Genomic DNA, 25,862 nt, shown 5'->3' on the forward strand with positions numbered 1-25,862 from the left:
TGCAAAAACGCAAGGCGCGACGGGAGGGTTTTCATGAAATACGAAACGGTTGTTCTGGATATTTCTGACGGGCTGGCAGTTCTGACATTGAACAGACCTGACAAGATGAACGCTCTGACAACTCAGATGCGAGCTGAAATCACTCACGCAATGAAAGATGCGGCGACCCGAGCCCGGTGCATCGTGATCACCGGCGCTGGACCTGCTTTTTGCTCGGGACAGGATTTGGGTGATGCGTCGTCAACCGGCAAGATTGACTTGGAACGTTCGTTGCGGGACGAATATGAGCCGATGCTGGAGACGATTCACAGCTGTCCGGTGCCAACGATTGCGGCCGTGAACGGAGCTGCGGCTGGGGCAGGAGCCAACCTTGCCCTGTGCGCGGATGTAGTGATTGCTGCCGAGAGCGCCTATTTCCTGCAGGCCTTTGCTCGGATCGGGTTGCTGCCCGACGCTGGCGGAACCTGGTTCATGCCACGTCAAATGGGGCTGGCCAAGGCGATGGGGGCGGCTTTGTTTGCTGACAAGATCAGCGCACGGCAGGCAGATGATTGGGGTCTGATCTGGGAGGCCATCCCTGATGAAGACTTCGCTGCGCATTGGCGCAAACGGGCGGAATACCTGGCCAAAGGTCCGACCGCCGCCTATGGCGCGATCAAGCAAGCTGTTCGTGGGACATATGAAAACACCCTGCCTCAGCAGCTTGCGACCGAAGCGCATCTGCAAGGCGAATGCGGTCGCTCGCGCGATTTCGCCGAAGGTGTGGTGGCATTCATGGAAAAACGCCCTCCGAAATTCGAAGGGCGCTGAATAGGTCGAATTTAGGCGCGGCGGCGGCGGCGCGCTCGGCGCTCGGGTGCAGCATCATCGCCGGTTCCGTCCGAGGCCGAAGTAAACGGACCAAGCGCATCAGTGATTTGTTCCAGGGTGGGGCGCTCGCCGCGGGATGTGGTGTCCAGCGCCTCGCGCATCTTGCGCAGGTGATCGGGCATGGTCCCGCAGCAACCGCCAATGATCGTAGCACCTGCGTCGCGCGCCATAGCTGCATACTGCCCCATCAATTCGGGTGTACCGTCATAGTGGATGTGGCCATCCACGTATTTCGGAATGCCCGCGTTACCTTTTGAGATCAGAGGACGTTCCGTGCCCTGTGCGCCAAAGCCCAGAACAGTGCGCAGAATATCCGATGCGCCGGTTCCACAATTGGCTCCGAATGCGATGGGCGGGTTTGGCAGCGTTTCAACCAGTTGCGCCAGATCAGCCGAGGTGACACCCATCATTGTGCGACCCGCTGTGTCAAAGCTCATGGTGCCACACCAGGGCATATCGGCCAGCGCAAACGCTTCGGCGGCGGCGCGGAATTCTTCGGGCGCGCTGATGGTTTCGACCCACAGCACATCCACTCCGCCTTCTTTCAGTGCTGCGGCTTGTTCGTGGAACATTTCCACCGCTTCGGAATGAGACAAGCTTCCGACGGGTTCCATGATCTCGCCGGTCGGGCCAACGGATCCAGCGACCACAACGGGGCGTCCCGCCTTGTCCGCAACTTCACGCCCAAGTTCCGCACCGATGCGGTTCAGTTCGCCCACGCGATTCTGTGCGTCATGCAATTTGAGCCGCGCCGATGTGCCACCGAACGTATTGGTCAAGAAAAGATCGCTGCCCGCATCGACGGAACCCTGATACAGGGCTTTGATTTTTTCGGGAGCGTCCACGTTCCAGAGTTCAGGCGCATCGCCGGATTGCAGGCCCATGTTGAACAGGTTTGTTCCAGTCGCTCCATCCGCCAGAATGGCATCATTGGTGTCCAGAAGCTTGCTCAGCGCATTTGTCATTGGGGTATTCCAGAAAAAGGCGCAAATCGCCGTTAAAAAATAGAGACGCCCCATGTCACACGACAGGGGCGTCAAATCAAATTCATAAAACTCATGAAGATCATGAGTCAGGCGCTAATCGCTTAGTCGGTCTCGCTCAGAACCTGCGCTTTGGCCTCTGGCAAAAGCTCGGCCATTTTCGCCCGAATTTCGTCATCCGAGGACAAGCTACCCAAATCGCCTGAAACCTTGCGCACAACATCCTCGTGCCCGGCTTCTTCAAAATCGGCGATTACAACCGTCTTTGCGTATTCTTCGGCATCGGCACCGGTTTTTCCCAGTTTCTCTGCCGCCCATAGGCCCAGTAGTTTGTTGCAGCGGGCTTGGGCCTTGAACTGCATTTCTTCGTCATGAGCAAATTTGGCTTCAAAGGCGTTTTCGCGTTCGTCGAACGTGGTCATTGGGTGAGGACCTCTTGGGTTACATCTTGTTTCCTGATGATATGACCATACGACGTCCCGTGCGCAAGGTATTTGCGCTGCGTCAAAGCCTCTCGGGTACATGAACTTGCGAGAAAAGGGGGCTTGCACTATGAGGACGCCAACGAGAGGGGACTCAATCCCTCTGCTCAGACTGGAAAGGTCGCTTATGGCGCGTCGCAAGAAAATTTACGAAGGTAAGGCCAAGATTCTGTATGAAGGTCCCGAACCGGGCACAATCGTGCAGTATTTCAAGGATGACGCCACCGCGTTCAACGCGGAAAAGAAGGACGTTATTGACGGCAAAGGCGTATTGAACAATCGCCTGTCCGAGTTCTTTATGAACGGCCTGACCCAAATCGGTATCCCGAACCACTTTATTCGCCGCCTGAACATGCGCGAACAACTGGTGCGCAATTGCGAAATCGTTCCGTTGGAAGTGATCGTTCGAAACTATGCCGCCGGATCGATGACAAAACGTCTGGGCATAGCAGAAGGCACTCAACTGCCGCGCCCGATCGTCGAATATTGTTACAAGGACGACGCGCTGGGTGATCCTCTGGTTACAGAAGAACATATCGCAGCCTTTGGTTGGGCCAGCCAGCAGGACATGGACGACATCCTCAGCATTGCTCTGCGGGTGAACGATTTCATGAGCGGCGTGATGCTGGCAGTTGGTATTCGGCTGGTGGACTTCAAGATCGAAATCGGACGCGTGTTCGACGGCGACTATCAGCGCCTGATCGTGGCTGACGAAATCAGCCCCGACAGCTGCCGCCTGTGGGATATTGAGACCGGCCAGAAGCTGGACAAGGATGTGTTCCGCCGCGATCTGGGCAATCTGACCGATGCATATTCAGAAGTCGCGCGCCGGTTGGGTGTGCTTCCGAATACCAATGTCACCAAGCCGACACTGATCAACTGATCCGTTCCGGAGACTTATGTTTCAACTAAACTGCGCTGCGGCAAAAACCGCGGCGCAGTTTGGTTTTTGCGTTATCGGAAGGTTCATCTCTTGGTGATTAACCGAAAGAGTCGCTTCGCTTGATGACAACTGCGGCAAACTGCTTGGGAAACAGGGTTGTCGAAAACGGTCAGGCACGCTATCCCCCGCGCAACGAAATGGGCCATGGATTGCGGCCCGAAGGTGGAGTTGCCAAAATGAAAGCACGGGTGCATGTGATGCTCAAGAACGGGGTACTGGACCCGCAGGGCGAAGCTGTTCGGCACGCATTGGGCGCAATGGGCTTTGATAAGGTCGAAGGTGTACGTCAAGGCAAGGTGATCGACCTTGAACTGACCGAAAGTGCAACCGAAGCGGATGTCACCGAAATGTGCGAAAAGCTGTTGGCCAACACGGTCATTGAACGCTACGAGATCGAACTGGTCTGACCGAATGCGGGCCGCGCGTCTGATCACCTATCGCCAACCACTTGAGGTTACGACGGTACCCGACCCCGAACCCGCCGAAGATGGTGTTGTGGTTCGGGTTTTGGCGTGTGGCGTGTGCCGATCCGATTGGCATGCGTGGTCAGGCGCGGACCCGGACGTAATCCTTCCGATGACACCCGGTCACGAATACTGTGGCGAGGTTGTTGCGGTTGGCCCCCGCGTCACCCGGTGGCGGGTTGGCGACAGGGTGATTGCTCCCTTCATTCTGGCTTGCGGACATTGCGCGGATTGTGCGCAGGGGCATCAGACAATCTGCAACGATCAGATTGTGCCTGGGTTCACCTGCGATGGCGCCTTTGCCGAATACATTGCTGTAGCCCATGCGGATGCTAACCTTACATTGTTGCCCGACAGCATTGCGCCCGAAGTGGCGGCCGCCCTTGGGTGCCGGGTGACGACAGCATGGCAGGCATTGGTCGGACGGGCGCAGGTTCAGGGTGGGGAATGGATTGCGGTCTTTGGTGGCGGTGGCGTTGGAATCTCGACCCTGCTGTTGGGCAAGGCCCTTGGTACACGGGTTGTGGTGGTCGATATCGCAGACGACAAGCTGGATTATGCCATGTCTCTGGGCGCGGACGCGGTCGTGAATGCGACGACCTGTGATGCGTCGCAAGCCGTGAAGGACATCACTGGCGGCGGCGCGCACGTTGCAATTGAAGCCTTGGGCATTGAAGTGACGACTGTCTCCGCGATGCGGTCCCTTCGCAAACTGGGGCGCATGGTGCAGATCGGAATGCCTGCGGGGGATCACACCCAGATGGCACTGCCAATGGATGTGCTGTACTCTGGCCAGCTTTCTGTTTTCGGTACACGGGGAATGCCAAGCTGGCGTTATCCGTCCTTGTTGTCGATGATCGCAGGGGGCGGGATCGACCTGAGCCCACTGGTCACGCGTAAAATATCTCTCAACCAGGTAAGCGCTGAGCTTGCCGCCTTTGATCATCCGACCCCTCCGGGCGTTGCGGTGGTTACTGATTTTGTCTCGTAGGAGGGCCCGCCATGCGCGCAGCCGTAATCGTATTCCCCGGATCCAACTGTGACCGAGACCTCGCCGTCGCTTTTGAGCAGGCCGGTTTCAAGGTTGATATGGTCTGGCACAAAGACGCAGCGTTGCCCGACGGTGTAGATATCGTGGGCGTACCGGGCGGCTTTTCGTATGGCGACTATCTGCGCTGCGGGGCCATCGCTGCCAAGTCACCGATCTGCAAAGCGGTTGTGGATCATACCGAACGTGGTGGATATGCAGTTGGTATCTGTAACGGTTTCCAGGTTTTGACAGAAACGGGTATCCTGCCAGGCGCGTTGCTGCGCAATGCCGGGCTGAAGTACATTTGTAAATCAGTGGGCCTGAAGGTTGAAACCAGCGATAGCGTGTTTACCGCCGGCTACAATGCGGGTGACGTGATCGGCATTCCGATTGCGCATCACGACGGCAATTACTTTGCGGACGACGAAACGCTGTCGGCATTGCAGGATCAAGACCGTATCGCGTTCACCTATACCGAGAATCCCAACGGTTCGGTGGGTGATATTGCAGGCATTCTGTCGGAAAACCGCCGTGTGCTGGGAATGATGCCGCACCCCGAACGGGCCGCTGACGAAGGTCACGGTGGCACCGACGGGGCGGCGCTGTTCCGCGCATTGTCGGGCGTGTTTGAAGCGGCGTGACTTGAGGTCACGCGCGCCCGCGCGTAACGTCTGGACATGAACTCGGACGTGCGATCAGCCTGGTCAAATCTGTTGAAACCGTTTCGTGGTGCGCCACTGGGCTGGCGGCTGCGCCTGTCTGTGCTGGTGTTGCTAGTCGCAACAATCGCAACGGTCTGGATTACCAACCGCCTGTTGACTGACAGGTTCACGGAATCCACCCGAAACCGGGCTGAACTACGGCTGGCCTTGTATTCCGGAAACTTGCTCAGCGAATTGCGACGAAACTCAATCGTGCCGCAGTTGCTGGCTCGTGACCCAACCTTGATTTCCGCCCTCCAATCCAGTGACTACACGCTTTCAACGCAGCGGTTGATCTCTTTTGTAGAAGAAATAGGCGCCGCATCCTTGATGCTGCTGGACAGCGACGGTCGGACAGTCGCGGCGACCGATCGGAACAGACTAGGCGAAGGGCACAGAAATACCGCATATTTTGTGGACGCCGTCCGATCGAACGCGACAATTTTTTCCGTCATTCCGAAGGAATCCGGCGGATACAGTTTTGTGTATTCCCGGCGACTGGAAAATGGATCGGAAATTCTGGGTGTCATCGTTGTTGAGGTGGATCTTCAGAAATTCGAGCGCGCATGGGCCGGTATATCAGACGCGGTGATGGTCACGGACAGCACCGGAACGATCATCCTGTCTACCGAGCCACGTTGGCGCGGCTTGGAAGAAAGCACGGCAATGCTGCGCCAACCGCCACAGGGCGCAATTCAACGCGCCATTCGGGCCACAACCGACTGGACGGCTTTGCCACCTGACGCGTACCTGCAAGGCGAGGCGGTGATGCGGATGGAAACACGCATCCCATTTCGCGGTTGGCAAATGACGTCGTTCACCACCTTTGAGTCGATCCGCGAAAAGGTGAACAGCGTGCTCGCGCTGGAAATCATGGGGTTTGCGATTCTTCTGGCGCTTACGTTTTATGCGCTCAGCCGTCGGGCCACCTTGCGCATGGCCTTGTTTCAGCGCGAGTCGGCAGAGCTTCGCGCATTGAACGCGCGGCTACAGCGAGAAATTGCTGAGCGGGAACGGGTTGAAAAGACGCTGGATTTGGCAGAACAGACCCTCGCGCAAAGCTCGAAATTGGCGGCGTTGGGCGAGATGTCGGCTGCGGTCAGTCACGAGCTCAATCAACCTCTGGCTGCAATGAAAACATATCTCGCCGGGGCGCGTCTGTTGTTGCGGCGCAACCGACCGGAAGAGGCGCTGGCCAGCTTTGGGCGCATCGATGGCCTGATCGAACGGATGGGTGCGATCACGCGCCAGCTTAAGTCTTATGCCCGCAAAGGGGCGGATGCGTTTTCGCCTGTAAATCTTGGTGAAGCGCTGGCCTCGGCCTTGTCCATGATGGAGCCGCAACTGCGTCAGCGTCATGTGAAGATCACTCAGATCCTGCCGGAAGAACCTGTGATGGTGATGGGGGACCGGATGCGGATCGAGCAGGTGATGGTCAACCTCTTGCGAAATGCGCTGGATGCCACCAAATCAGTAGCAGAGCCGGATGTGGAAATCATCCTGGCGGCGGGCGACATGGCGGTCCTGACCGTGCGTGACAACGGGCACGGCATCGAGGACATCGAGAACCTGTTCGAGCCGTTCTATACCACCAAACAGCCTGGAGATGGCGTAGGTCTGGGGCTTGCTATCTCGTCTGGGATCGTGAACGACCATGGAGGACGGCTGACTGCGCGCAATGCACAATACGGCGGCGCGGTGTTTGAAATGCAGTTGCCAGCACTGGGAAGCGACGGCCTTGAGGCCGCGGAATAACGAGGAATGACTATGGCACAGGCCATGAAAATTGCCATTGTGGATGACGAACAGGACATGCGCCAGTCGATCAGCCAGTGGCTTGCTTTGTCCGGATATGACACTGAAACCTTTGCCAGTGCGGAAGATGCGCTCAAGGTTTTGGGGCCGGATTACCCGGGGATCGTGATTTCGGATATCAAAATGCCGGGGATGGATGGCATCCAGCTTCTGAAAAAATTGATGGGCGCCGACAGCACCCTGCCTGTGATCATGATCACCGGACATGGTGATGTTCCAATGGCGGTCGAGGCGATGCGTGTCGGTGCGTTCGATTTCCTCGAAAAGCCATTCAATCCCGATCGCATGTCCGAACTGGCCAAGCGCGCCAGCAATGCCCGTCGCCTGACATTGGACAACCGTGCACTGCGACGCGAGCTGTCGGGTGGCACGCAGATCATGAATAAGCTGATCGGTGCCAGCCCGGTGATGGAGCGGTTGCGAGAGGATATTCTGGACCTTGGGCAGGCCGACGGACATGTGTTGATCGACGGCGAGACCGGAACCGGCAAGACGCTGGTGGCGCATGCGCTGCATGCGGTGGGCAGCCGCGCGGGCAAGAAGTTTGTTTTGGTATCCTGCGCAGCGCTCGAGGAAGATGCGCTGGCCAAACGGTTGTTTGGCCCGATGATGCCCGAGGATGCGCAATTGCCCGCAATCGAAGAAGCGCGCGGTGGCACGCTGGTGCTGGAAGATGTTGAGGCGCTGAGCGATACGTTACAGGCCAAGCTGCTGAGCGTGATGAACGAGCAGGGCACGCCTGCCGAGACCCGGATCGTTGCGATTTCGAATCTGCAGGAAGCGGGAAAAACCTCTGAGGATGTTCTGCGCCCTGATCTGTTTTACCGACTGGCCGCGTTGCGGATCACGATGCCGCCACTGCGTCAGCGAGGTGAGGACATTCTGACCCTCTTCACGCGCCTCAGCGAGCAGTTTGCCGAGGAATACGGTTGTGATGCGCCTCAGGTCAGCGCTCAGGAAGCAGCGCAGCTGTTGCAAGCGCCCTGGCCGGGCAACGTGCGCCAATTGATCAATATTGCCGAGCGCGCCGTGCTGCAATCGCGCCGTGGATCGGGAACGATTGCGTCGCTGTTGATGTCGGACCATGAAGAGATGCAGCCGGTGATGACCACCGAAGGTAAGCCGCTGAAGGAATATGTCGAAGCGTTCGAGCGGATGCTGATCGACAATACGATGCGCCGCCACAAAGGCTCGATTGCGTCTGTTATGGACGAACTCTGCCTGCCGCGCCGGACGCTGAATGAAAAAATGGCCAAATATGGTCTTCAGCGTTCAGACTATCTTTAAGTGACGCGAATGGGGGCGCTGCCCCCGTCGCCTTGGGCGACTCCCCCGAGGTATTTTTAGCCAGATGAAAGGGATCCGCCCGCGCGCATTTTCGCGGAATGCAGTTTGCCCATTGTCTTTTCCACAGGGTTGCTTTTATGGTGTGTGAACGGGCCAGGCGAATTTGACGCCCATAAGACCCGAATTTTTGAGTTTCGCTGCTGATCTGTTGATGAGGATCAAGCCCTCGCGGTTCAGCAGGCCGATTGTGCCCCGAACGGGGCAGTGTAGTACCTGAGCCCAGGACCCTTGGGCGAAAGGAATAAATGGGCAGGCAGCGGTCATACGCGCCTGTCGGAGAAGAACCGCGATGACGCGCGCGCAACGATTGAGAGAACGGGCAGGGGGCCACAGCGCCAGACCTTGCCGCGCGCCGTCCGAAATCGCCCTGACAAGACACCTCCCCAAATGCGCCTGTCCGCCTGGACAGGTCAGGACAACGCGTTTGGCGCGGTGCACCAAGGAAACATGGCTAAGAAAATGCTTATCGATGCCACCCACTCGGAGGAAACCCGCGTCGTGGTGGTCGACGGAAACAAGGTCGAGGAGTTCGATTTTGAGTCCGAAAACAAGCGCCAGCTTGCTGGCAACATCTATCTTGCAAAAGTAACACGGGTTGAGCCGTCGCTTCAGGCGGCGTTTGTCGATTATGGCGGGAACCGGCATGGATTCCTGGCGTTTTCGGAAATTCATCCGGACTATTACCAGATCCCCGTCGCCGACCGTGAGGCATTGATGGAGGAAGAACGCGCCTACGCCGAGGCGATGAAGGCGCGTGATGAAGCCGAAGAATCCAAGCCCAAGAAACGGCGGTCTCGGTCGCGGTCCAAGGCGGCCGATGTGAAATCGGACGATCCGGTTGAAACGATGGAAGTTTCATCCGAGCCGACTGGTATGGAAACCATCGATCTGGCCGACGGCGAAGATACGGATGCAGAGGTGCCCGAGGGAACCTCGCCCATGGAGATTGTCGCGGAAACACCGGTAGAAGAGCCGGAAGACAGCGATGCGACCCCGTCGGACGCTGTATCTGACGACGCTGAGCAAGCGGCTGTTGTTGAGGTCGATGACGCGACTGATGAAGCTGAAGGGGTCAACGACGCTGCTGGTGAGACCACCGAAGAGCCTGCTGAAACCTCGGATGAGGCGTCAGCAGATGTCGTAGATCAAGCCGAGGAAGCTTCGGACAAAGCGAATGAGGAAGCGGCAGAGGCTTCGGCTGTTGAAGATAATGATACCTCGGCTGAAACCTCCTCAGACTCCGCCGATGATCAGGACGCGGATGAAGAAGGTGCCGAAGGCACGGGGGCCGATGCGTCTTCGAAGGATGATTCAATTGAATCCGTAGCGGATGAGGATGACAGCGAAGACATCCGTCCACCGCGCAAACCTCGACCGCGTCGCTATAAGATTCAGGAAGTTATCAAGGTTCGTCAGGTCCTGCTGGTGCAGGTGGTCAAGGAAGAGCGCGGCAACAAGGGCGCTGCACTGACAACCTACCTGTCTTTGGCCGGTCGCTATTGCGTATTGATGCCGAACACTGCGCGCGGTGGCGGTATCAGCCGCAAAATCACCAACGCCGCCGACCGCAAGAAACTGAAAGAAATTGCCGCGGACATTGATGTCCCGACCGGGGCCGGTTTGATCATTCGTACAGCGGGCGCCAAGCGCACCAAGTCCGAGATCAAGCGCGACTACGAATACCTGCAGCGCTTGTGGGAGCAGATCCGCGCCCTGACACTGGAATCGATTGCGCCTGCAAAGATCTATGAAGAAGGCGACCTGATCAAACGGTCGATCCGCGATCTTTATAACCGCGATATCGACGAGGTCCTGGTCGAGGGTGAGGGCGGATACCGCATCGCCAAGGACTTCATGAAAATGATCATGCCGTCTCACGCTAAGAACGTGAAACGGTATGAGGATGCCCTGCCTCTGTTCGCGCGGTATCAGGTCGAAAGCTATCTGGCAGGGATGTTCAACCCGACGGTTCAGCTGAAATCCGGTGGCTACATTGTGATCGGTGTCACTGAGGCTTTGGTGGCGATCGACGTGAACTCGGGTCGGGCGACCAAGGAAGGCTCGATCGAGGAAACCGCGCTGAAGACCAACCTGGAGGCCGCCGAAGAAGTTGCCCGTCAATTGCGTCTGCGTGACTTGGCCGGTCTGATTGTCATCGATTTCATCGACATGGACGAGCGCAAGAACAACGCAGCGGTTGAAAAGCGTCTGAAGGATAAGCTGAAAACTGATCGGGCGCGTATTCAGGTTGGCCGGATTTCGGGCTTTGGTCTGTTGGAGATGAGCCGTCAGCGCCTGCGCCCTGGTATGATCGAGGCCACGACTCAGCCATGCCCGGCCTGTCATGGAACCGGCTTGATCCGTTCGGACGACAATATGGCCCTGTCGATTCTGCGTCAGATCGAAGAGGAAGGAACCCGCCGTAGGTCGCGTGAGGTTCTGGTGCGCTGCCCTGTCAGCATCGCCAACTTCCTTATGAATCAAAAGCGCGAGCACATTGCACAGATTGAGGCGCGGTACGGTCTGTCGGTGCGGATCGAGGGTGACGTTCATTTGGTCAGCCCCGATTTCTCGATGGAGAAATTCAAGACCGCCAGTCGGATTGTGCCGGAAGCCACTGCGCCTGTTGTATCCGTCGATGCATCACTGATGGATTTGGTGGATTCGTCGGACGAAGAAGTCGCCGAAGACGAAGTTGCCCAGGCAGAGGAGGAATCCAAGCCCAAGCGCAAGCGCCGTCGTCGTCGCCGCAAGAAGGGCGGGGGCAATGGGGATGCGACAGAGCAATCCAGCGACGGCAATGACGACGAGACACAGGAGGCTTCTGAGGGCGAGGCCACCGATGAAGAAGCTGCGACTGAGGTTGTCGAGGCAGAAGCCGCTGACGAAGAAAAACCTGCCAAGCCCAAGCGCAAGCGCGCGCCACGTCGTCGGAAGAAAGACGTAATAGCAGAAGAAACGGTCGAACAGGCTGAAACAGCAGTTGCCGAAGCTGAGACGGTAACGGATGCACCTGCGGCTGAAAAAGTTGCCGAAACCCCTGAGGGCGACGTAACAGAGGTCGCTCGGGAGCAAGGCGTGGCGGTTGATGCGGCATCTGAAGCTGCGGTTGAAGAACCGGTGATTGCCGAAGAGGCCAGCGTTGCGGATGCGGCCGACAAAGCCATCGGTGCGAATGCAAACGTCGAAGAACCCGCTGCGGATGTAGAATCAACCGCAGCAAAAGCGGTTGAAGAACCTACTGCGAATGAGGTTGAGCCCGCCGCAGAAGCGCCAGTGGAAGAAACGCCCGAACCCGTGCTGGAAACCGTAGCGGAAGAACCGGAACCGGGACCTGCCAAGCCGAAACGGCGCGGATGGTGGTCGTTGGGTAAATAATGAAAGGCGGGCTGATGGGCCCGCCTTTTTTCGTTGGGGCAGGGGTTTTCAGACAGATTTTTGAATCAAATAAATCTGATGCGCCCCATCAAGATCTTGCGACAACAATGTATGCCCAGCCTCGGCGCAGAAATGCGGGACATCGACGATAGCCGCCGGGTCATCGGCCAAAACACGCAGTACGGCCCCTGCAGGCAAGGATTTAAGCCGTTTGCGGGCTTTGAGGACGGGCAGAGGACACAAAAGCCCAAGGGCGTCCAACGTTTCTGTAATCTCGGTCATGTCATTCGGGATAGGACCAAGTTGAAATATTGTCCAGATTCCAACCACGAGGATGTGACTGAATGGCCCCGTGACGGATCGACCTTCATCACTTATGTGCAGAGACATGTTCGGAATTGAAATCATAGACGCGGGATTGATCCCCGCCATGTTCGTCGCCCTTCTGGGCGGCTTGATCAGCTTTCTATCGCCTTGCGTGCTGCCCATTGTGCCGCCCTATCTGGCGTATATGAGCGGCGTCACAATCAACGAGATGCAGGATGAAGCCCGCGCGCGGCGTAAGGCAACCCTGTCGGCGTTGTTTTTTGTGATGGGGCTGTCGACCGTCTTTCTGCTTTTGGGCTTCACCGCGTCGGCCTTTGGGGCGTTTGTTCTGCAAAATCAGGTGCTTTTCGCCAAGCTCTCGGGCGCAGTGGTGATCGTGTTCGGTCTGCATTTTCTGAACGTATTCCGAATTCCGTTTTTGGACCGCGAAGCGCGGATCGAAACAGGTGATTCCGGTGGCTCGGTCTTTGGCGCCTATATTCTGGGTCTGGCGTTTGCTTTTGGCTGGACGCCCTGCATTGGGCCTCAGTTAGGTGCAATCCTTTCGCTAGCAGCAAATGAGGCGTCAGTGGCGCGTGGTACAGTGTTGCTGGGCGTCTATGCGGCAGGCTTGGGCATTCCATTCCTTCTGGCGGCCATGTTCCTGAATCGCTCTATGACCGTTATGAACCGCATCAAGCCTTACATGGACACGATCGAAAAGGTTATGGGCGGCTTGCTGTTGTTCGTGGGTATCATGTTGATCACAGGCCTCTTTACCCGGTTCAGCTGGTGGTTACTGGAAACCTTCCCGGCTTTGGCAAATTTTGGATGAGCCGCTGACCCCCTTACCTTGACCTCAAGCCTGCGTTAACCTGCACGACAGAAGGTAAGGGCATGAGCAGTCAGACAAATCAGCCTCGGGTGCGCAAACGTCGGGTGTTTTACATACCCGGTTATGATCCCTTTCCGCCCCGACGATATCGCGAGTTGTATCGGTCTGAGTCACAGGCCCAAGCCGAGATTTCCGGCTACGAGATTTCTGTCTCAGCCAAGCAGCGGTCCGAAGTTTTTGGCTGGCGTGTCACCTCGGTTCAGGATGGTGAACGGGTGCACACGGATGTCGATGTGCTGGTCTGGTCGGACATCGTGCGGGACAGCATGACGGGATCGATCCTGTCCACCTATCTGCAACTGGCTCGAACCGCTTGGACCTACATCTCAACGGGTACTCTGCGTCGGTTGATGGGGCTGAGGAAAGGGCCGGTGATTGCTGCACTGTATCCGGTAGGCATGCTGCTTTTGCAACTGCTGGCCGCGCTGCTGGTTGCGTGGGCGACGGCGAAACTGCTTGCCCCAATGGTCGGGCCGTGGGCTTTGGTTCCGGTGGGTGTCCTAGCTTATGCCGTGTTGCGTTGGTTTCGCACAATCGACAACCGGCTGTTTGCCTATTACCTGATGCATGACTACGCGTATTCTGCGCAGTTGAAGGGGGAAACTCCGCCGCAGTTGCAGGCGCGGCTGGACACATTCCAAGACCTGATCAAAGACGCTTTGACTGAAAAGGTAGACGAGGTTTTGGTGATCGGCCACAGCTCTGGCGCGCATCTGGGTGTGTCGGTGCTGGCCGATCTGATCCGCGATTGTGGCGTGTATGACCGAGGCCCGGTTTTGTCGTTTCTGACTTTGGGGCAGGTGGTTCCCATGGTTTCGTTCCTGCCAAACGCACACCGTTTACGCGCGGATTTGCTGTTTCTATCCCAGCAACCCACCGTGGCATGGGTCGATATAACCGCACCCGGCGATGGCTGCGCCTTTGCGCTATGCGACCCGGTTGCGGTCAGCGGTGTGGGCAGCCCAGAAAAGAAATGGCCCTTGGTTTTGTCCGCAGCGTTTACACAAACACTGTCACCTGAGCGCTGGAAGGCGGATCGCTGGCGGTTCTTCAAGCTGCATTTTCAGTATCTCTGCGCCTTTGACCGTCCGGGTGCATACGATTATTTTCGGATCACCGCGGGCCCCCAAACCTTGGCTGCACGATTTGCCGGGCGCGCGCCTTCACCGTCACGTATTGATCAGCCCGTTTCAAAATACACTACGGTTCACGCATGATCCCGCCAAAACCGACCCCACGCCCAGACAAAGTTTCGCTGTGGCAGTATCTGAGACTGTTTCGGAAAGACCTGCTTTCAGCACAGCCCCAACGGCTCTATCGCGCATGGATGGCGGAATTTCGAACGCCGTTCTTTATATCTTACATGATCAATCAGCCGGAACTGGTTGATCTGGTTTTGAAAAAGAGGCCCGAAGATTTCCCGAAGTCTAACCGGATCAGCGAAGGTTTGCGGCCGCTTTTGGGTGAGTCTGTATTTCTGACAAACGGTGAGGCATGGAGGCGACAACGTCGTATCATTGATCCAGCGTTTGAAGGCGGGCGGTTAAAAGACACGTTTCCAGCGATGCGAGATGCCTCACAAGCCTGCGCCAATCGGCTGCATTCGAGTGTTGGAACGGAGGTTGAAGTAGAGGAAATCACCAGCCATGTCGCCGCTGATGTCATTTTCAGAACACTGTTTTCGGTGCCTATCGAACATGAAATCGCAGCCGAAGTATTCCAGAAATTCCGCGCCTATCAAAGGCGGCAACCGCTTTTGAACCTTGCGGCTTTTTTGCCTCTGCCACGTTGGGTTCCTCGTCTACATGCCGGCGACACGCGGCGGAATGCGCATGATATCAGGCGTTTGATCCAGAAACTTACAGCGGATCGCGCTGCGGCCATTGCTGATGGAACGGCACCAAACGATCTGGCCACAAAAATCATGACAACACCCGATCCCGCCACGGGGAAGTGTTTTGAAACCGACGAGATGATTGATCAGGTCGCGATCTTCTTTCTGGCGGGCCATGAAACCAGCGCTTCGGCCCTGGCCTGGACGCTTTATCTGCTGGCGCTGTACCCCGACTGGCAAGAGATGGTCGCGGAAGAGGCACAGGCAAACCTGGACCCGTCCTTTTCGACCATGTCCAGGCTGAATGTCATCCGAGATGTGTTTCGCGAAGCGTTGCGACTTTATCCACCGGTGCCAATGATGGTTCGAGAAACGCAATGTCCTGAACAGTTTCGCGATCGAGAGGTTCCGAAGGGTGCACAAATTGTAGTCAGCCCGTGGCACCTGCATCGGCAAGAAAGGCTTTGGGACAATCCCGACGGGTTCGATCCCTCGCGCTGGAAGACAGAGAACGGCAAAACATGTCAACGCAATGCCTACATTCCGTTCTCTGCCGGACCAAGAGTGTGCACTGGGGCGGGGTTTGCGATGGTTGAGGGGCCCTTGATCCTGTCGATGCTGTTGCGCCAATTCAAATTCGAAACAATCCCCGGAAAAACACCGGTTCCGGTGGCGCATCTGACCGTTCGGTCCAAGGACGGGATATGGTTGAGGTTGGTTGAGCGCTAACAAACTACCATCGTCCATCGCCGTGCTGTATTCGAGGAATGAAATCGGAATCATTCTTGAACGGGAAATCATTATGTCCAAAGCAGAACAGCGCGCGCAGATGTCCAACGGAGCAGGCTTTATCGCCGCACTGGATCAAAGCGGTGGATCGACCCCAAAGGCGCTGGCGCTTTATGGGGTGGACGCGTCGGCTTACGCGTCGGAAGAAGAGATGTTCGGCGAAATCCAGAACATGCGCGCGCGGATCATTCTGGCGGACGATTTCACCAAGGACAAAGTGATCGGTGCGATCCTGTTCGAACGTACGCTGGGTGAAGAAATCGACGGCCGCAAGGTTGCAGATTACCTTTGGTCGGTCAAAGGCATCGTTCCGTTCCTGAAAATCGACAAAGGTCTGGAAGAGACTGCCAATGGCGTCCAGATGATGAAACCGATCCCGGGTCTGGCCGAAACGCTGGCCAAGGCAGAGGGTGTGTTTGGCACCAAGGAACGTTCGGTAATTCATGAAGCCAACGCCGAAGGCATCGCTGCCGTTGTGGCACAGCAATTTGACGTGGCCCGCGAGGTTGTTGCGGCAGGGATGGTTCCGATTGTCGAGCCCGAGGTCAACATCAACTCGGAAACCAAGGCCGAGGCGGAAGAGATCCTGAAGGCAGAAATCCTGAATAACCTGGATCAGTTGACCGAGGGGCAGGACGTCATGTTGAAACTGACGATCCCGAGCACGGCAAACCTTTATGATGAAGTGGCTGATCACCCGCGTGTCGTGCGCGTCGTTGCTTTGTCAGGTGGGTATTCGACCGAACAAGCGTGTGATCTGCTGGGTCAGAACGGCAAGATGATCGCGTCGTTTTCGCGTGCGCTGACTGAAGGTCTGTCGAAACAGCAATCTGATGCCGAGTTCAATACAGCTTTGGGTAGCAACATAGATAAAATCTTTAAGGCATCGGCCTAACATTCAGAAATAAAAGATAAAAGCGGCGCAGTTGCGCCGCTTTTTCTGTTTCAACCGTGCGTCTGAATTCCACCAGTTGAAATCAACACAGTGTAAGAGAAGTATAGACTTCGGCCTTGTGCGTGCTTCAGGACGCGGGGCAGGTGCCGCGATCAAATTTCTGGGCCGCACCTTTGACCATCATATCGTATTTCAAACTGTCGTAGTTCACCACAAATGTGACGACCTGTCCGTCCTGCATCAGCAGAAATGTCATCGATTCTCCGACAGGGTAAATTGCAGCCTCGCCTTCAAGATCACCTGTGGAAATGAAACCTTTGTCCGAACCGCCTGACCTTTTCAATGTAACGTTGCTGCCATCTACATCCGAGACACATTCCAACGAAAAATCATCGTTGTGTAGTGTGCTCTTGGCCAAAGCCGGAGTGGCCGCCATCGCTGTTATTGCGAGCACGCAGAGGTATTTCTTTGCCATTTCGAGTTCCAAATTTGGGGGTTTTCTGTTCGCTCGGTCCGGCAAAATGGGCAATCATTATGACCGAACCTGGCGTGCAGGTGCCTGTTATTTGCGCCAGGAATGAGGCGTATGTTTGAACTTAAAGTGTTGCCAGGAAAACAGGATGGTTTCTGGCAGGCCGAAGGGGAAACTTTGGAAATTAAGCTCATATATGCGGATTGGCGGGATCAATCTTGGCGCTGGCCTTGACAATCGGTGTCTCTGAATGAAACCTCTTAAGGGTTGGGAGACAATGGAAAATTCAAAGAGTTGTACCTGTTGCGGGACGGGCCGGTTTGTATTATCGGCACGCTTCCCTGAGCAGGACGACTTATTTGGGTTCCAACTGCCAGATAAAAAAGTGGGAGTTAACACATGAAAAACAGCAGCAAACTGAGCCTCGGCGCGTTTGTGACCGCAGCCATGATGGCGCCGGCCGCATATGCGGAAGAGTTCATCACAATCGGCACCGGTGGCGTAACCGGCGTGTATTACCCGACAGGGGGCGCAATCTGCCGTCTGGTGAACAAGGGCCGCAAGGAACATGGCGTGCGCTGCTCGGTCGAATCGACCGGTGGTTCGGTCTACAACATCAACACCATCCGCGAAGGCGAGCTGGAGTTTGGTGTGGCGCAGTCCGACTGGCAGTACCATGCCTATAACGGCACCTCGAAGTTTGAAGAGGCTGGCCCGTTCGAAAACCTGCGTGCGGTATTCTCGGTTCACCCCGAGCCGTTCACCGTTGTGGCCCGCGCAGATTCCGGCATCACCAATTTCGAAGATCTGAAAGGTAAGCGCGTCAACATCGGCAACCCCGGTTCCGGTCAGCGGGGCACAATGGAGGTTCTGCTGGGTGAAATGGGCTGGACCACGGGCGATTTCGAACTGGCGACCGAACTGAAGGCGGCTGAACAGTCGGCCGCACTGTGCGACAACCAGATCGATGCGATGGTTTACACCGTCGGTCACCCTTCGGGTTCGATTCAAGAAGCCACCACCGCGTGTGACTCGGTTCTGGTGAATGTCAGCGGGGAAGCTGTGGACAAACTGGTCAACGACAACTCGTTCTACCGCACCGCAACCATTCCCGGTGGCATGTACCGTGGATCTGACGGCGACACGTCGACCTTTGGTGTGGGCGCAACCTTTGTGACTTCGGCGGACGTGTCGGAAGACGCTGTGTACGCGGTTGTCAGCTCGGTCTTCGAGAACTTCGATGACTTCAAAAAGCTGCACCCTGCATTTGCCAACCTCAAGCCTGAAGAGATGATCGCGGACGGCCTGTCGGCACCGCTGCATCCGGGTGCCGAGAAGTACTACAAAGAAAAAGGCTGGATTCAGTAAGCCAGACCTGACGCAGGGTGCCCTCGGGCGCCCTGCACGCAACCCGTGTTAAACGGGGTTCCAAAAGGCCGAAAAAGGCCGTGACGGGGAGACATTGCATGAGTTCCGACACACAATCCAATCGTCCGCTATCCGAAGAAGAGCTTCAGGATCTGGTCGCATCTTCCGACGCCGGTGGGCGTAATCCAGTCGGGAATGTAGGGATATTTCTGGCCATCGTGGCGGCGATCTGGTCGATTTTTCAGGTTGTTCTGGCCTCGCCGATTTCGAACTATGTTCTTCCCGGAAGCGTTGTGAACAACTCGCGTCAGTTCCATCTGGCCTTTGCGATGTTCCTGGCCTTTGCGGCTTACCCGGCGTTAAAATCAAGCCCGCGCGGTTATATCCCGATCCAGGACTGGATTATGGGTCTTTTGGGCGCGTTCGTCGCACTTTACGGCTATTTCTTCTATGACAAGATCGTCAATGCGGGCGGCCTGGCCGATGATACGGACAAGTGGGTCGCTCTGGGCGGTTTGCTGTTGCTTTTTGAGGCCGCGCGTCGTGCGCTTGGCCCAGCCATGGCGATCATCGCGACGATCTTTCTGGCCTATGTTTTCTTTGGTTCATCCGAATACGTTCCCGAGGTGATCCGCTGGAAGGGCGCGAGCCTGAAAAAGGCCATGAGCCATATGTGGATCACGTCCGAAGGCGTGTTTGGCATCGCACTTGGCGTTTCCACGAAATTCGTCTTTTTGTTCGTATTATTCGGGGCCTTGTTGGATAAGGCCGGGGCAGGGAACTATTTCATCAAGATGGCCTTCGGGGCGCTTGGCCATCTGCGTGGCGGTCCTGCGAAGGCGGCTGTTGTGGGCTCGGCTGCTACTGGCCTGATCTCGGGTTCGTCGATTGCCAATGTTGTAACCACCGGCACCTTCACCATTCCGTTGATGAAACGGGTGGGCTTTTCCAGCGAACAAGCTGGCTCGGTCGAGGTTGCGTCTTCGGTGAATGGCCAGATCATGCCACCGGTTATGGGCGCTGCGGCCTTCCTGATGGTGGAATATGTGGGCATCTCGTATGTCGAGGTCATTACCCACGCCTTCCTGCCTGCTGCGATTTCCTACATCGCTCTGGTCTATATCGTCCATCTTGAAGCGGTTAAGCGGAACATGCCAACTCTGGGCGACCGGGATGTGCATTTGGCGCGGACCGTAGTCGGCATGTTGTCTTTCTTCTTGGTGTTTGCCGGTCTGTGCTATAGCTCGCAATTTCCGGTGGATGCGGTGACCAGTTGGGCACCTTCGGCGGCGGGATTGATCCTCAGCCTGATCGTTTGCGCGATCTATGTTGTGCTGCTTTATCTGGCCGCTCAGGTGCCGGATCTTGAGCCCGACGATCCAAACGCCAAAGAAGTCACACTGCCGGTCATTGCTGACATCTACAAGGCAGGTCTGCACTATCTGTTGCCGATTATCGTGCTGGTCTACTTCCTGATGATCGAACAGAAATCTCCCGGTTTGTCGGCCTTTTGGGCAACCGCGTTACTGTTCGTGATCCTGCTGACGCAAAAACCGCTCAAGGCGATCTTCCGCGGCGAAAGCGATGTGTACAATCGCTTTATCGACGGTGTGGCTGACCTGTGGCAGGGCCTGATCGACGGGGCGCGGAACATGATCGGGATCGCTTTGGCCACCGCCACGGCGGGTGTGATCGTGGGTACGGTGACGCTGACCGGTGTAGGACAGGTTATGGCCGATCTGGTCGAGTTCCTTTCGGGCGGCAATCTGATCCTGATGCTGATCATGGTCGGTATCCTCAGCCTGATCCTGGGCATGGGCCTGCCGACCACGGCGAACTATATCGTCGTCAGTTCGCTGATGGCGGGCGTTGTGGTCGAACTGGGTGCGCAAAGCGGGCTGATCGTTCCTCTGATCGCCGTCCACCTGTTTGTCTTTTACTTCGGCATCATGGCGGACGTGACGCCGCCTGTGGGTCTGGCCAGCTTCGCGGCCGCTGCTGTCTCGGGCGGGGACGCGATCAAAACCGGCTTCACGGCGTTCTTCTACAGCTTGCGCACCGTGGCCTTGCCGTTTGTGTTCATCTTCAACACGGACCTGTTGTTGATCGATGTGACATGGGTCGAAGGCATAATCGTCGCCATATTCGCGACCATAGCCATTCTGGTCTTTACCGCCGGTACAATGGGTTACTTCCTGACGCACAGCCGGATCTATGAAAGCATCGCGCTGATCTTTGTGGCCTTTGCCTTGTTCAGGCCGGACTTCTTCATGGACCGAATTTCACCTCCGTTCCAGACGGTTGAGCCTGCTGCGTTCGAAGAAACAATCGGTCAGGTTCCACCCGGAACAGAGATGCGGCTTGTGGTGTCCGGGCCAGACTTCGATACGCTTGAAATGGTGGATACAACCGTTGTCGTCACCGTGGGCGAAGAAGAAGGTGGTGCTACACGGGTCGAGGCGATGGGCCTGCTGCTGTTCCCCGAGGACGGTCTGGTTAAGTTGGAAGAACCGCTGTTTGGCACACCTGTTGCGGACGATTTGGGCAACTTCGACTATTATGGGGATGAGGCCGTGCGTTTGACCTCGGTCAGCCTGCCATCCAGCCAGCCACCTAAGCAGCTGATCTATATTCCCGCGATGGTTCTTCTGGGCCTTATCGCGCTGTTGCAACGCGGCCGCGCCGCAAGACAAGAGGTGCTTGCATGACACGTTCGGTTTTATGTGCCATTGACATCAGCAATGGCGAGATTGATGTGCCGGTCCTCCAAAAGGCGGCCGCGCTTGCGGATTTGGAAGGTGCGCAGTTGGATGTTGTGACTGTGTTACCGGATTTCGGTGAGAGCTGGGTGTCGGGTTTCTTTGAGCCCGACTTCCACGACAAAGCACTGGAAGAGGCGCAGACCACTCTGACCGCCCTGTGTATCAAGGCTCTTGGGGCAGAGCGGAATGAGCATATTCGCCACGTCGTCGCGACAGGAACGGCCTATCAGGAGATCCTGAAAACTGCTGAAAGCGCTGGATCAGATCTGATTGTGATCGGCGCGCATAAACCGGATTTCAAAGATTACCTTCTTGGCCCCAATGCCTCGCGCGTGGTGCGACATTCGACGGTTTCGGTTTACGTCGTGCGCTGAGCCGATTGCGTAGCTTGACGTTTCAATACCCTGTCATCTCAAGGTATCCGATACCTTCTTGACTGCCGGTTACGGTGACAGGGCCTTCCCAATACTCAAAGCGGGTTCCCATCCATGCGTTGGGGGTCAGGGCTGAGACCTCGATTTCGACACCTCGATCCGGCAATACGACGCGCCACTGTGTTGGAACCTCGCGTCCTGCGACCTGATCGGTTCGCAGTGGGGTCAATTGGACAGTGCCGTTGGGGATAGCTTCGGTGCTGCCATCGGCATTGATCCATGTGGCCGAGGTGAAATCCCCACGCCCCCCACGCAACCGAAAAGCCATCATCTTGTCGCCCCCCTCGAAGCTGAGCGAAAACCAATCCCATCCGCTTTGATCTGCGGCAAGCGGCTGCGAAGACCACTCGCGGTCCAGCCACCCCTGTCCGGTGACGCGTACATCACCGCCCTGCAGTCTAAGGACACCTTCAACCGCGTAAAAGGGCTGCGAATAATAATAGCTGGCTTGACCATCGGCTGACTTCACGGAATAGCCAGCATCACCGTGAAACACTAATGGCCCTTGAGCAGTCAGTGACAGGTCATAGCCAAAATCCTCTCCGTTGGCCGTGAGAGTCAGGGTGTCGAAATCTGGACCGGCCATACGCCATTCGTCGATCCACGCCTCAAAGGGTTGAGAAATTACGCCTGCCTGACCGATCCCACCGCGCGAAAGACGTTCGGCAAAGAAATGCCCGTCGGGCGTTGTTGTGGCTGCGTGACCCATCCAGATTTGTGGACTTTGCCAGTCATCCGTCTCAAACGGCTTCAGTGCTGACCGGAACAGGGTCCACTGAATTCCATAATCGCGCCCGTCCTCACCTTTGAGGTTGGCCGTCAGATACCACCATTCAATCCGATAAGAGGGGTGAGGTCCGTGATCTTTCGGGAAATCAAACGCATACCCCGCTTTGGGCACGTCAAAGCCCTCGGCGGACCCACCCAATCCGGCATACCCCTGGGCCCAGAGCGGTAGCGGGAAAAAGGTCATCAAGCAAAGTAGAAGGGTTTTAACGTTCATTCGCGAACACTCTCAGCAAATCAGCAGGGGGTAGGCGCAGCATTCGTAATGCGGGCAGGGCGGCAGCGATAAGCGCAGCCAGCAAGGTCAGCACGAACAGCCACAGCCAGTCCCAAGGGAACAAGAACATCGGCAGACGCCAGCCAAACGCTTGTACATTGATCACCGCCAGTAGAACCCAGGCCAGAACCAGCCCCAGCGGCAGGGCCAGACAGGCGGTCAGTGCGGCCAGCAGCACGCTGCGCAATAGCTCCAGCCGCGCCAATTGCGCCCGATTCAGCCCCAAAGCCCAAACCGGGGCGATTTGCGGCAGTCGTTGGGTCCATAGGGTCAATAGGCTGGTCAGAATGGCAAAACCAGCCACGCCAAGGGTCAGAACGTTAAGCGCCGAGGTCACAACAAAGGTCTTCTCGAAAATCGCACGTGATTGCGCCTTCATCGCGGCTTGTTGCACGACCACGCGCGGCGACAGGGCAAACTGTTCCCGTACGTTTTGAGCCATCGCAGTCGCGCCCTCTGGGGGCATTCTGACGCCAAACCGCCGCATCTCGGCCCCTGGTGCGATTTGGTCCAGCTGCGCCATTGACACGATCGCCTGCCCGGTTGGGTTGCCGTAATCGGAATAGACGCCAGCAATCGGCAGAAAGTGTTTAGAGGACAGTTTCAGTTCATCACCAGGCCAAAGAGACGCGCGGCGCGCCAGTTGTTCGTTGATAAGCACCGCGTTTCCGGCCATCACATCATCCCAAACGGAGGGGGTTGAGGCAATCAATGGCCAGTGCTGCCGGTACACGGGATCATCGACCACGCCGTATAAGAAAAGAGGGCCCGCTTCATGGGACAGTTCCACGTTTCGGATCGGCAGGATGGCATCGACTTGTGGGCGTAACCAAGTGGTGATCTCTCGCGCTTGGTCTTCATCTCGCGCGGTCACGTAGAGCTCGGCCGTCAGTCGTTGGTCCAGCCAACCTACAAAGGTTAACCGGAAGCTGGAAACCATTGTGCCCACGCCTATATTCGCTGCCAGCGCCAGCAAAAGCGCCATCAAGGCCAATGACAGACCAGGCAATTGCGCCCGCATATCGGACCAGACCCATTGCGCAACAGGACCGCGTGCCGTGCGTTCCAACGCAGACAGCGCCATGGCCAAAAGCGCGGGCAGCAACAGCGCGGCACCAGTCAGCAGCCCGGCCAGCAGCACGAACCCTGCAACCAGCCCTCCGACACTGATGTAAGCCAACGCCCCGCCGACGACCAGGATCAGACCAAGCGCAGCGGTGATGTGGCGTGCGCGGGAATTGCTCTGCCACGCTTGAACGCCCGGTCCTTCGAGCAAAGGCATGTTGGACAAGCGCCATAGCGCATGGCCGCTGGCCAGCAACGTCCCAAATGCGGCCATAGCGAGCCCGGCCAAAACCCATTTAGGTTGCAGCGTAAGCTGTCCTGTTACAGGCGCACCATAAAGCCCGCGTAGGGTGGCCGCGACGTCTGGCAGCAGCGCTCCGGCCAGAAAGAAACCCAACAGCAACCCAAGGCTGCCGCCAATCAGCGCCAGCATGGTCAGTTCCGTCAGGATCAGCCAAACCAAACGCCGCATCGAAACGCCCAACGCACGCAAAGTGCGGATCATCCCACGCCGCTGGGCAAAGGCCAGACCAACGGTGCCATTCACTATGAATAGACCAACGGCAAAGGACAGTAGGCCAAAGGCTGACAAGTTCAGGTGGAAACTGTCGGTCAGCCGTGCGGTGTCAACTTGTGTTGTAGGGCTAATCCGCTTTAGCTCGGGTGCGATCTGGTTCAAGGGCAAACGATCACGCGGTTGGTTCGGCAACACGACCAGCCTCGAGATTGCGCCCGGTTGGTTCAGAAGTCGCTCGGCCACGCCTATATCCGTCAGGATAACGTCCGGGGGCAGGGCCGATGTGATTAGAACAGGCGGAAGGTTAGTTTGCCCTCTCAGCAAAGGCTGTAATTCCGGGGATGCAAGTAGGCGACCTGGAGCGGTAAGCATGTCGGCGGGCTCGGTCGCTTCTGCGCTTTGTTCCGCTTCGGTCACGGCGGGTAAGGCCGGATAGGCTAGCATGTCCACGCCCATCAGGCGCAAGGTTCGCCCACCTACGCGGTAGGGGCCTTCAAGTACGGCGGCAACCTGCCAACCCGCACGACGCAGTTCGACATAGCGGGACATCGGAATAGGCCCCGAGGGGTCACGCAGTTCGTCAAATTGCCCAACAGCCAGTTGCGCATTGGCACGGGCATAGCTTGCGCGCGCCTCAGCATTGATGGCTTGGACGGCTGACCACAAACCGGTGGCCAAAGCGATGCCGATTAGCAAAGTCGCCAATTGCAAGCGATGTACCCGCCAATGGGACAGCAACGCCTGAACAGTGGCCCATGTCATTGGATACGCCCGCCACTCAGCTTGACCTGGCGATCCAATCGACCGGCAATTTTCTGTGAGTGCGTCACCAACAGAAGCGCGGCGCCGGTATCTGCCACTAGCGACAACATCAAGTCCAACACAGTTTCGCTGGCGGTTTCGTCCAGATTACCCGTTGGTTCATCTGCTAGCAACAAATTGGGACGCGCGGCCATGGCCCGCCCGATGGCGACCCGTTGTTGTTGACCGCCCGACAGGTTTTCGGGGAATCGGCCCAGCAAATCGGACAGGCCTAACCGTTCGGCGAGATGACTGTTCCAAGTGGTATCTTCTACACCGGCAAGACGGGCGTGAAACGACAGGTTTTGCGCAACGTTCAGAGACGGGATCAAATTGAACTGCTGAAACACCAGCGACACTTGATTCCGTCGCAAACGCGCCCTGCCAGCATCATCTAGCGTGGAAAATCGTGTGTCGCCCAGCGTGATCTCACCACCGTCAAAGCTGTCTAAAGCTGCGGCAAGGTTCAAAAGGGTACTTTTCCCGCTTCCGCTTTCACCGGTCAGGGCCAGCGTTTGACCTTGATCCAGATCCAGTGAAACATCGCGTAGCACCGGTCGTCCGCCGGGATAGGTTTTCTGGACACGGTCGATGGTCAACAACATGATCTGCTTTCTTTTCTTCCAAGAATTTGCGGCGGAAATCCAA

Annotated in this window: 22 protein-coding genes; 15 read left to right on the forward strand and 7 right to left on the reverse strand. The window is 56.9% G+C overall.

Annotated features, from left to right (window positions below; all coding sequences use genetic code 11):
* The first annotated feature begins 33 nt into the window (after window positions 1-33).
* A complete protein-coding gene (locus I9187_RS07240; RefSeq protein ID WP_171174206.1) occupies window positions 34-810 on the forward strand; it encodes an enoyl-CoA hydratase-related protein in 777 nt (258 codons plus the stop codon).
* A gap of 11 nt (window positions 811-821) precedes the next feature.
* On the opposite strand, the gene bmt is transcribed toward I9187_RS07240, so the two are convergent.
* Both bmt and I9187_RS07250 read right to left on the reverse strand, forming a co-directional pair.
* Window positions 822-1,835 carry a betaine--homocysteine S-methyltransferase gene (bmt, locus tag I9187_RS07245; RefSeq protein WP_171174204.1) on the reverse strand — a complete coding sequence of 338 codons (1,014 nt, stop codon included), beginning with the start codon at window positions 1,833-1,835 and terminating at the stop codon, window positions 822-824.
* Between the two features lie 122 nt (window positions 1,836-1,957).
* The gene (locus tag I9187_RS07250) at window positions 1,958-2,275 is read right to left on the reverse strand and encodes a DUF1476 domain-containing protein (RefSeq protein WP_171174201.1); all 318 of its coding nucleotides are present in this window, start codon (window positions 2,273-2,275) and stop codon (window positions 1,958-1,960) included.
* A gap of 187 nt (window positions 2,276-2,462) precedes the next feature.
* Between I9187_RS07250 and purC the strand changes: the two genes are divergently transcribed.
* From purC to I9187_RS07285, 7 genes are all read left to right on the forward strand, one after another.
* Window positions 2,463-3,218 carry a phosphoribosylaminoimidazolesuccinocarboxamide synthase gene (gene purC, locus I9187_RS07255; RefSeq protein WP_171174200.1) on the forward strand — a complete coding sequence of 252 codons (756 nt, stop codon included), beginning with the start codon at window positions 2,463-2,465 and terminating at the stop codon, window positions 3,216-3,218.
* Window positions 3,219-3,454: 236 nt separating this feature from the next.
* Complete coding sequence (gene purS / locus I9187_RS07260) at window positions 3,455-3,685, forward strand: phosphoribosylformylglycinamidine synthase subunit PurS (protein WP_171176178.1); 231 nt, start codon at window positions 3,455-3,457, stop codon at window positions 3,683-3,685.
* A gap of 4 nt (window positions 3,686-3,689) precedes the next feature.
* Window positions 3,690-4,733 (forward strand): zinc-dependent alcohol dehydrogenase family protein, encoded by a 1,044-nt coding sequence (locus tag I9187_RS07265; protein WP_171176176.1) that lies wholly within the window; start codon window positions 3,690-3,692, stop codon window positions 4,731-4,733.
* A gap of 11 nt (window positions 4,734-4,744) precedes the next feature.
* Entirely contained in the window at window positions 4,745-5,413 is a 669-nt protein-coding gene (gene purQ, locus I9187_RS07270; RefSeq protein ID WP_171174198.1) for a phosphoribosylformylglycinamidine synthase subunit PurQ, read from the forward strand.
* Window positions 5,414-5,449: 36 nt separating this feature from the next.
* Window positions 5,450-7,228, forward strand: coding sequence for an ATP-binding protein (locus tag I9187_RS07275; protein ID WP_171174196.1), 1,779 nt, complete (start codon window positions 5,450-5,452; stop codon window positions 7,226-7,228).
* 12 nt (window positions 7,229-7,240) lie between these two features.
* Window positions 7,241-8,575, forward strand: coding sequence for a sigma-54 dependent transcriptional regulator (locus I9187_RS07280; RefSeq protein WP_050603452.1), 1,335 nt, complete (start codon window positions 7,241-7,243; stop codon window positions 8,573-8,575).
* 507 nt (window positions 8,576-9,082) lie between these two features.
* Window positions 9,083-12,013 carry a ribonuclease E/G gene (locus I9187_RS07285; protein ID WP_171176174.1) on the forward strand — a complete coding sequence of 977 codons (2,931 nt, stop codon included), beginning with the start codon at window positions 9,083-9,085 and terminating at the stop codon, window positions 12,011-12,013.
* Between the two features lie 48 nt (window positions 12,014-12,061).
* Here the strand turns inward: I9187_RS07285 and I9187_RS07290 are convergent, their stop codons facing one another.
* Entirely contained in the window at window positions 12,062-12,295 is a 234-nt protein-coding gene (locus I9187_RS07290; RefSeq protein ID WP_171174194.1) for a sulfurtransferase TusA family protein, read from the reverse strand.
* A gap of 106 nt (window positions 12,296-12,401) precedes the next feature.
* Here I9187_RS07290 and I9187_RS07295 point away from each other — a divergent pair, with 106 nt between their 5' ends.
* The 4 genes from I9187_RS07295 to I9187_RS07310 all read left to right on the forward strand — a co-directional run bounded on the left by I9187_RS07295 (window position 12,402) and on the right by I9187_RS07310 (window position 16,732).
* Window positions 12,402-13,154: a cytochrome c biogenesis protein CcdA gene (locus tag I9187_RS07295; protein WP_209940125.1), complete on the forward strand. Its 753-nt coding sequence runs from the start codon at window positions 12,402-12,404 to the stop codon at window positions 13,152-13,154.
* Between the two features lie 62 nt (window positions 13,155-13,216).
* Window positions 13,217-14,431 (forward strand): hypothetical protein, encoded by a 1,215-nt coding sequence (locus I9187_RS07300; protein WP_171174189.1) that lies wholly within the window; start codon window positions 13,217-13,219, stop codon window positions 14,429-14,431.
* On the forward strand, window positions 14,428-15,777 hold the full coding sequence (locus I9187_RS07305) for a cytochrome P450 (RefSeq protein ID WP_171174187.1): 1,350 nt from the start codon (window positions 14,428-14,430) through the stop codon (window positions 15,775-15,777). The genes I9187_RS07300 and I9187_RS07305 overlap by 4 nt, the downstream gene beginning before the upstream one ends.
* 73 nt (window positions 15,778-15,850) lie before the next feature.
* Window positions 15,851-16,732: a fructose bisphosphate aldolase gene (locus tag I9187_RS07310; RefSeq protein WP_171619092.1), complete on the forward strand. Its 882-nt coding sequence runs from the start codon at window positions 15,851-15,853 to the stop codon at window positions 16,730-16,732.
* A gap of 127 nt (window positions 16,733-16,859) precedes the next feature.
* Here the strand turns inward: I9187_RS07310 and I9187_RS07315 are convergent, their stop codons facing one another.
* Window positions 16,860-17,207 carry a hypothetical protein gene (locus I9187_RS07315; protein WP_171174175.1) on the reverse strand — a complete coding sequence of 116 codons (348 nt, stop codon included), beginning with the start codon at window positions 17,205-17,207 and terminating at the stop codon, window positions 16,860-16,862.
* 396 nt (window positions 17,208-17,603) lie between these two features.
* On the opposite strand from I9187_RS07315, the gene I9187_RS07320 reads away from it, so the two are divergent.
* The 3 genes from I9187_RS07320 (at window position 17,604) to I9187_RS07330 (ending at window position 21,708) form a co-directional block, all read left to right on the forward strand.
* Window positions 17,604-18,572: a TAXI family TRAP transporter solute-binding subunit gene (locus I9187_RS07320; protein WP_171089876.1), complete on the forward strand. Its 969-nt coding sequence runs from the start codon at window positions 17,604-17,606 to the stop codon at window positions 18,570-18,572.
* 98 nt (window positions 18,573-18,670) lie between these two features.
* The gene (locus tag I9187_RS07325; protein WP_171174174.1) at window positions 18,671-21,280 is read left to right on the forward strand and encodes a TRAP transporter permease; all 2,610 of its coding nucleotides are present in this window, start codon (window positions 18,671-18,673) and stop codon (window positions 21,278-21,280) included.
* A complete protein-coding gene (locus I9187_RS07330) occupies window positions 21,277-21,708 on the forward strand; it encodes a universal stress protein (RefSeq protein ID WP_171174172.1) in 432 nt (143 codons plus the stop codon). The genes I9187_RS07325 and I9187_RS07330 overlap by 4 nt, the downstream gene beginning before the upstream one ends.
* 22 nt (window positions 21,709-21,730) lie before the next feature.
* On the opposite strand, the gene I9187_RS07335 is transcribed toward I9187_RS07330, so the two are convergent.
* From I9187_RS07335 to I9187_RS07345, 3 genes are read right to left on the reverse strand one after another with little or no spacing between them, the layout of a single operon-like run.
* Window positions 21,731-22,771, reverse strand: a complete 1,041-nt coding sequence (locus I9187_RS07335) for a lipocalin-like domain-containing protein (RefSeq protein ID WP_171174170.1) — start codon at window positions 22,769-22,771, stop codon at window positions 21,731-21,733.
* Entirely contained in the window at window positions 22,761-25,175 is a 2,415-nt protein-coding gene (locus I9187_RS07340; RefSeq protein WP_171727497.1) for an FtsX-like permease family protein, read from the reverse strand. The genes I9187_RS07335 and I9187_RS07340 overlap by 11 nt, the downstream gene beginning before the upstream one ends.
* Window positions 25,172-25,819 carry an ABC transporter ATP-binding protein gene (locus tag I9187_RS07345; RefSeq protein WP_171174166.1) on the reverse strand — a complete coding sequence of 216 codons (648 nt, stop codon included), beginning with the start codon at window positions 25,817-25,819 and terminating at the stop codon, window positions 25,172-25,174. Before I9187_RS07345 ends, I9187_RS07340 begins: the two co-directional genes overlap by 4 nt.
* Between the last annotated feature and the right edge of the window lie 43 nt (window positions 25,820-25,862).

The organism is Ruegeria sp. HKCCE4148, assembly GCF_017872495.1.
Classification (GTDB): Bacteria; Pseudomonadota; Alphaproteobacteria; order Rhodobacterales; family Rhodobacteraceae; genus Ruegeria.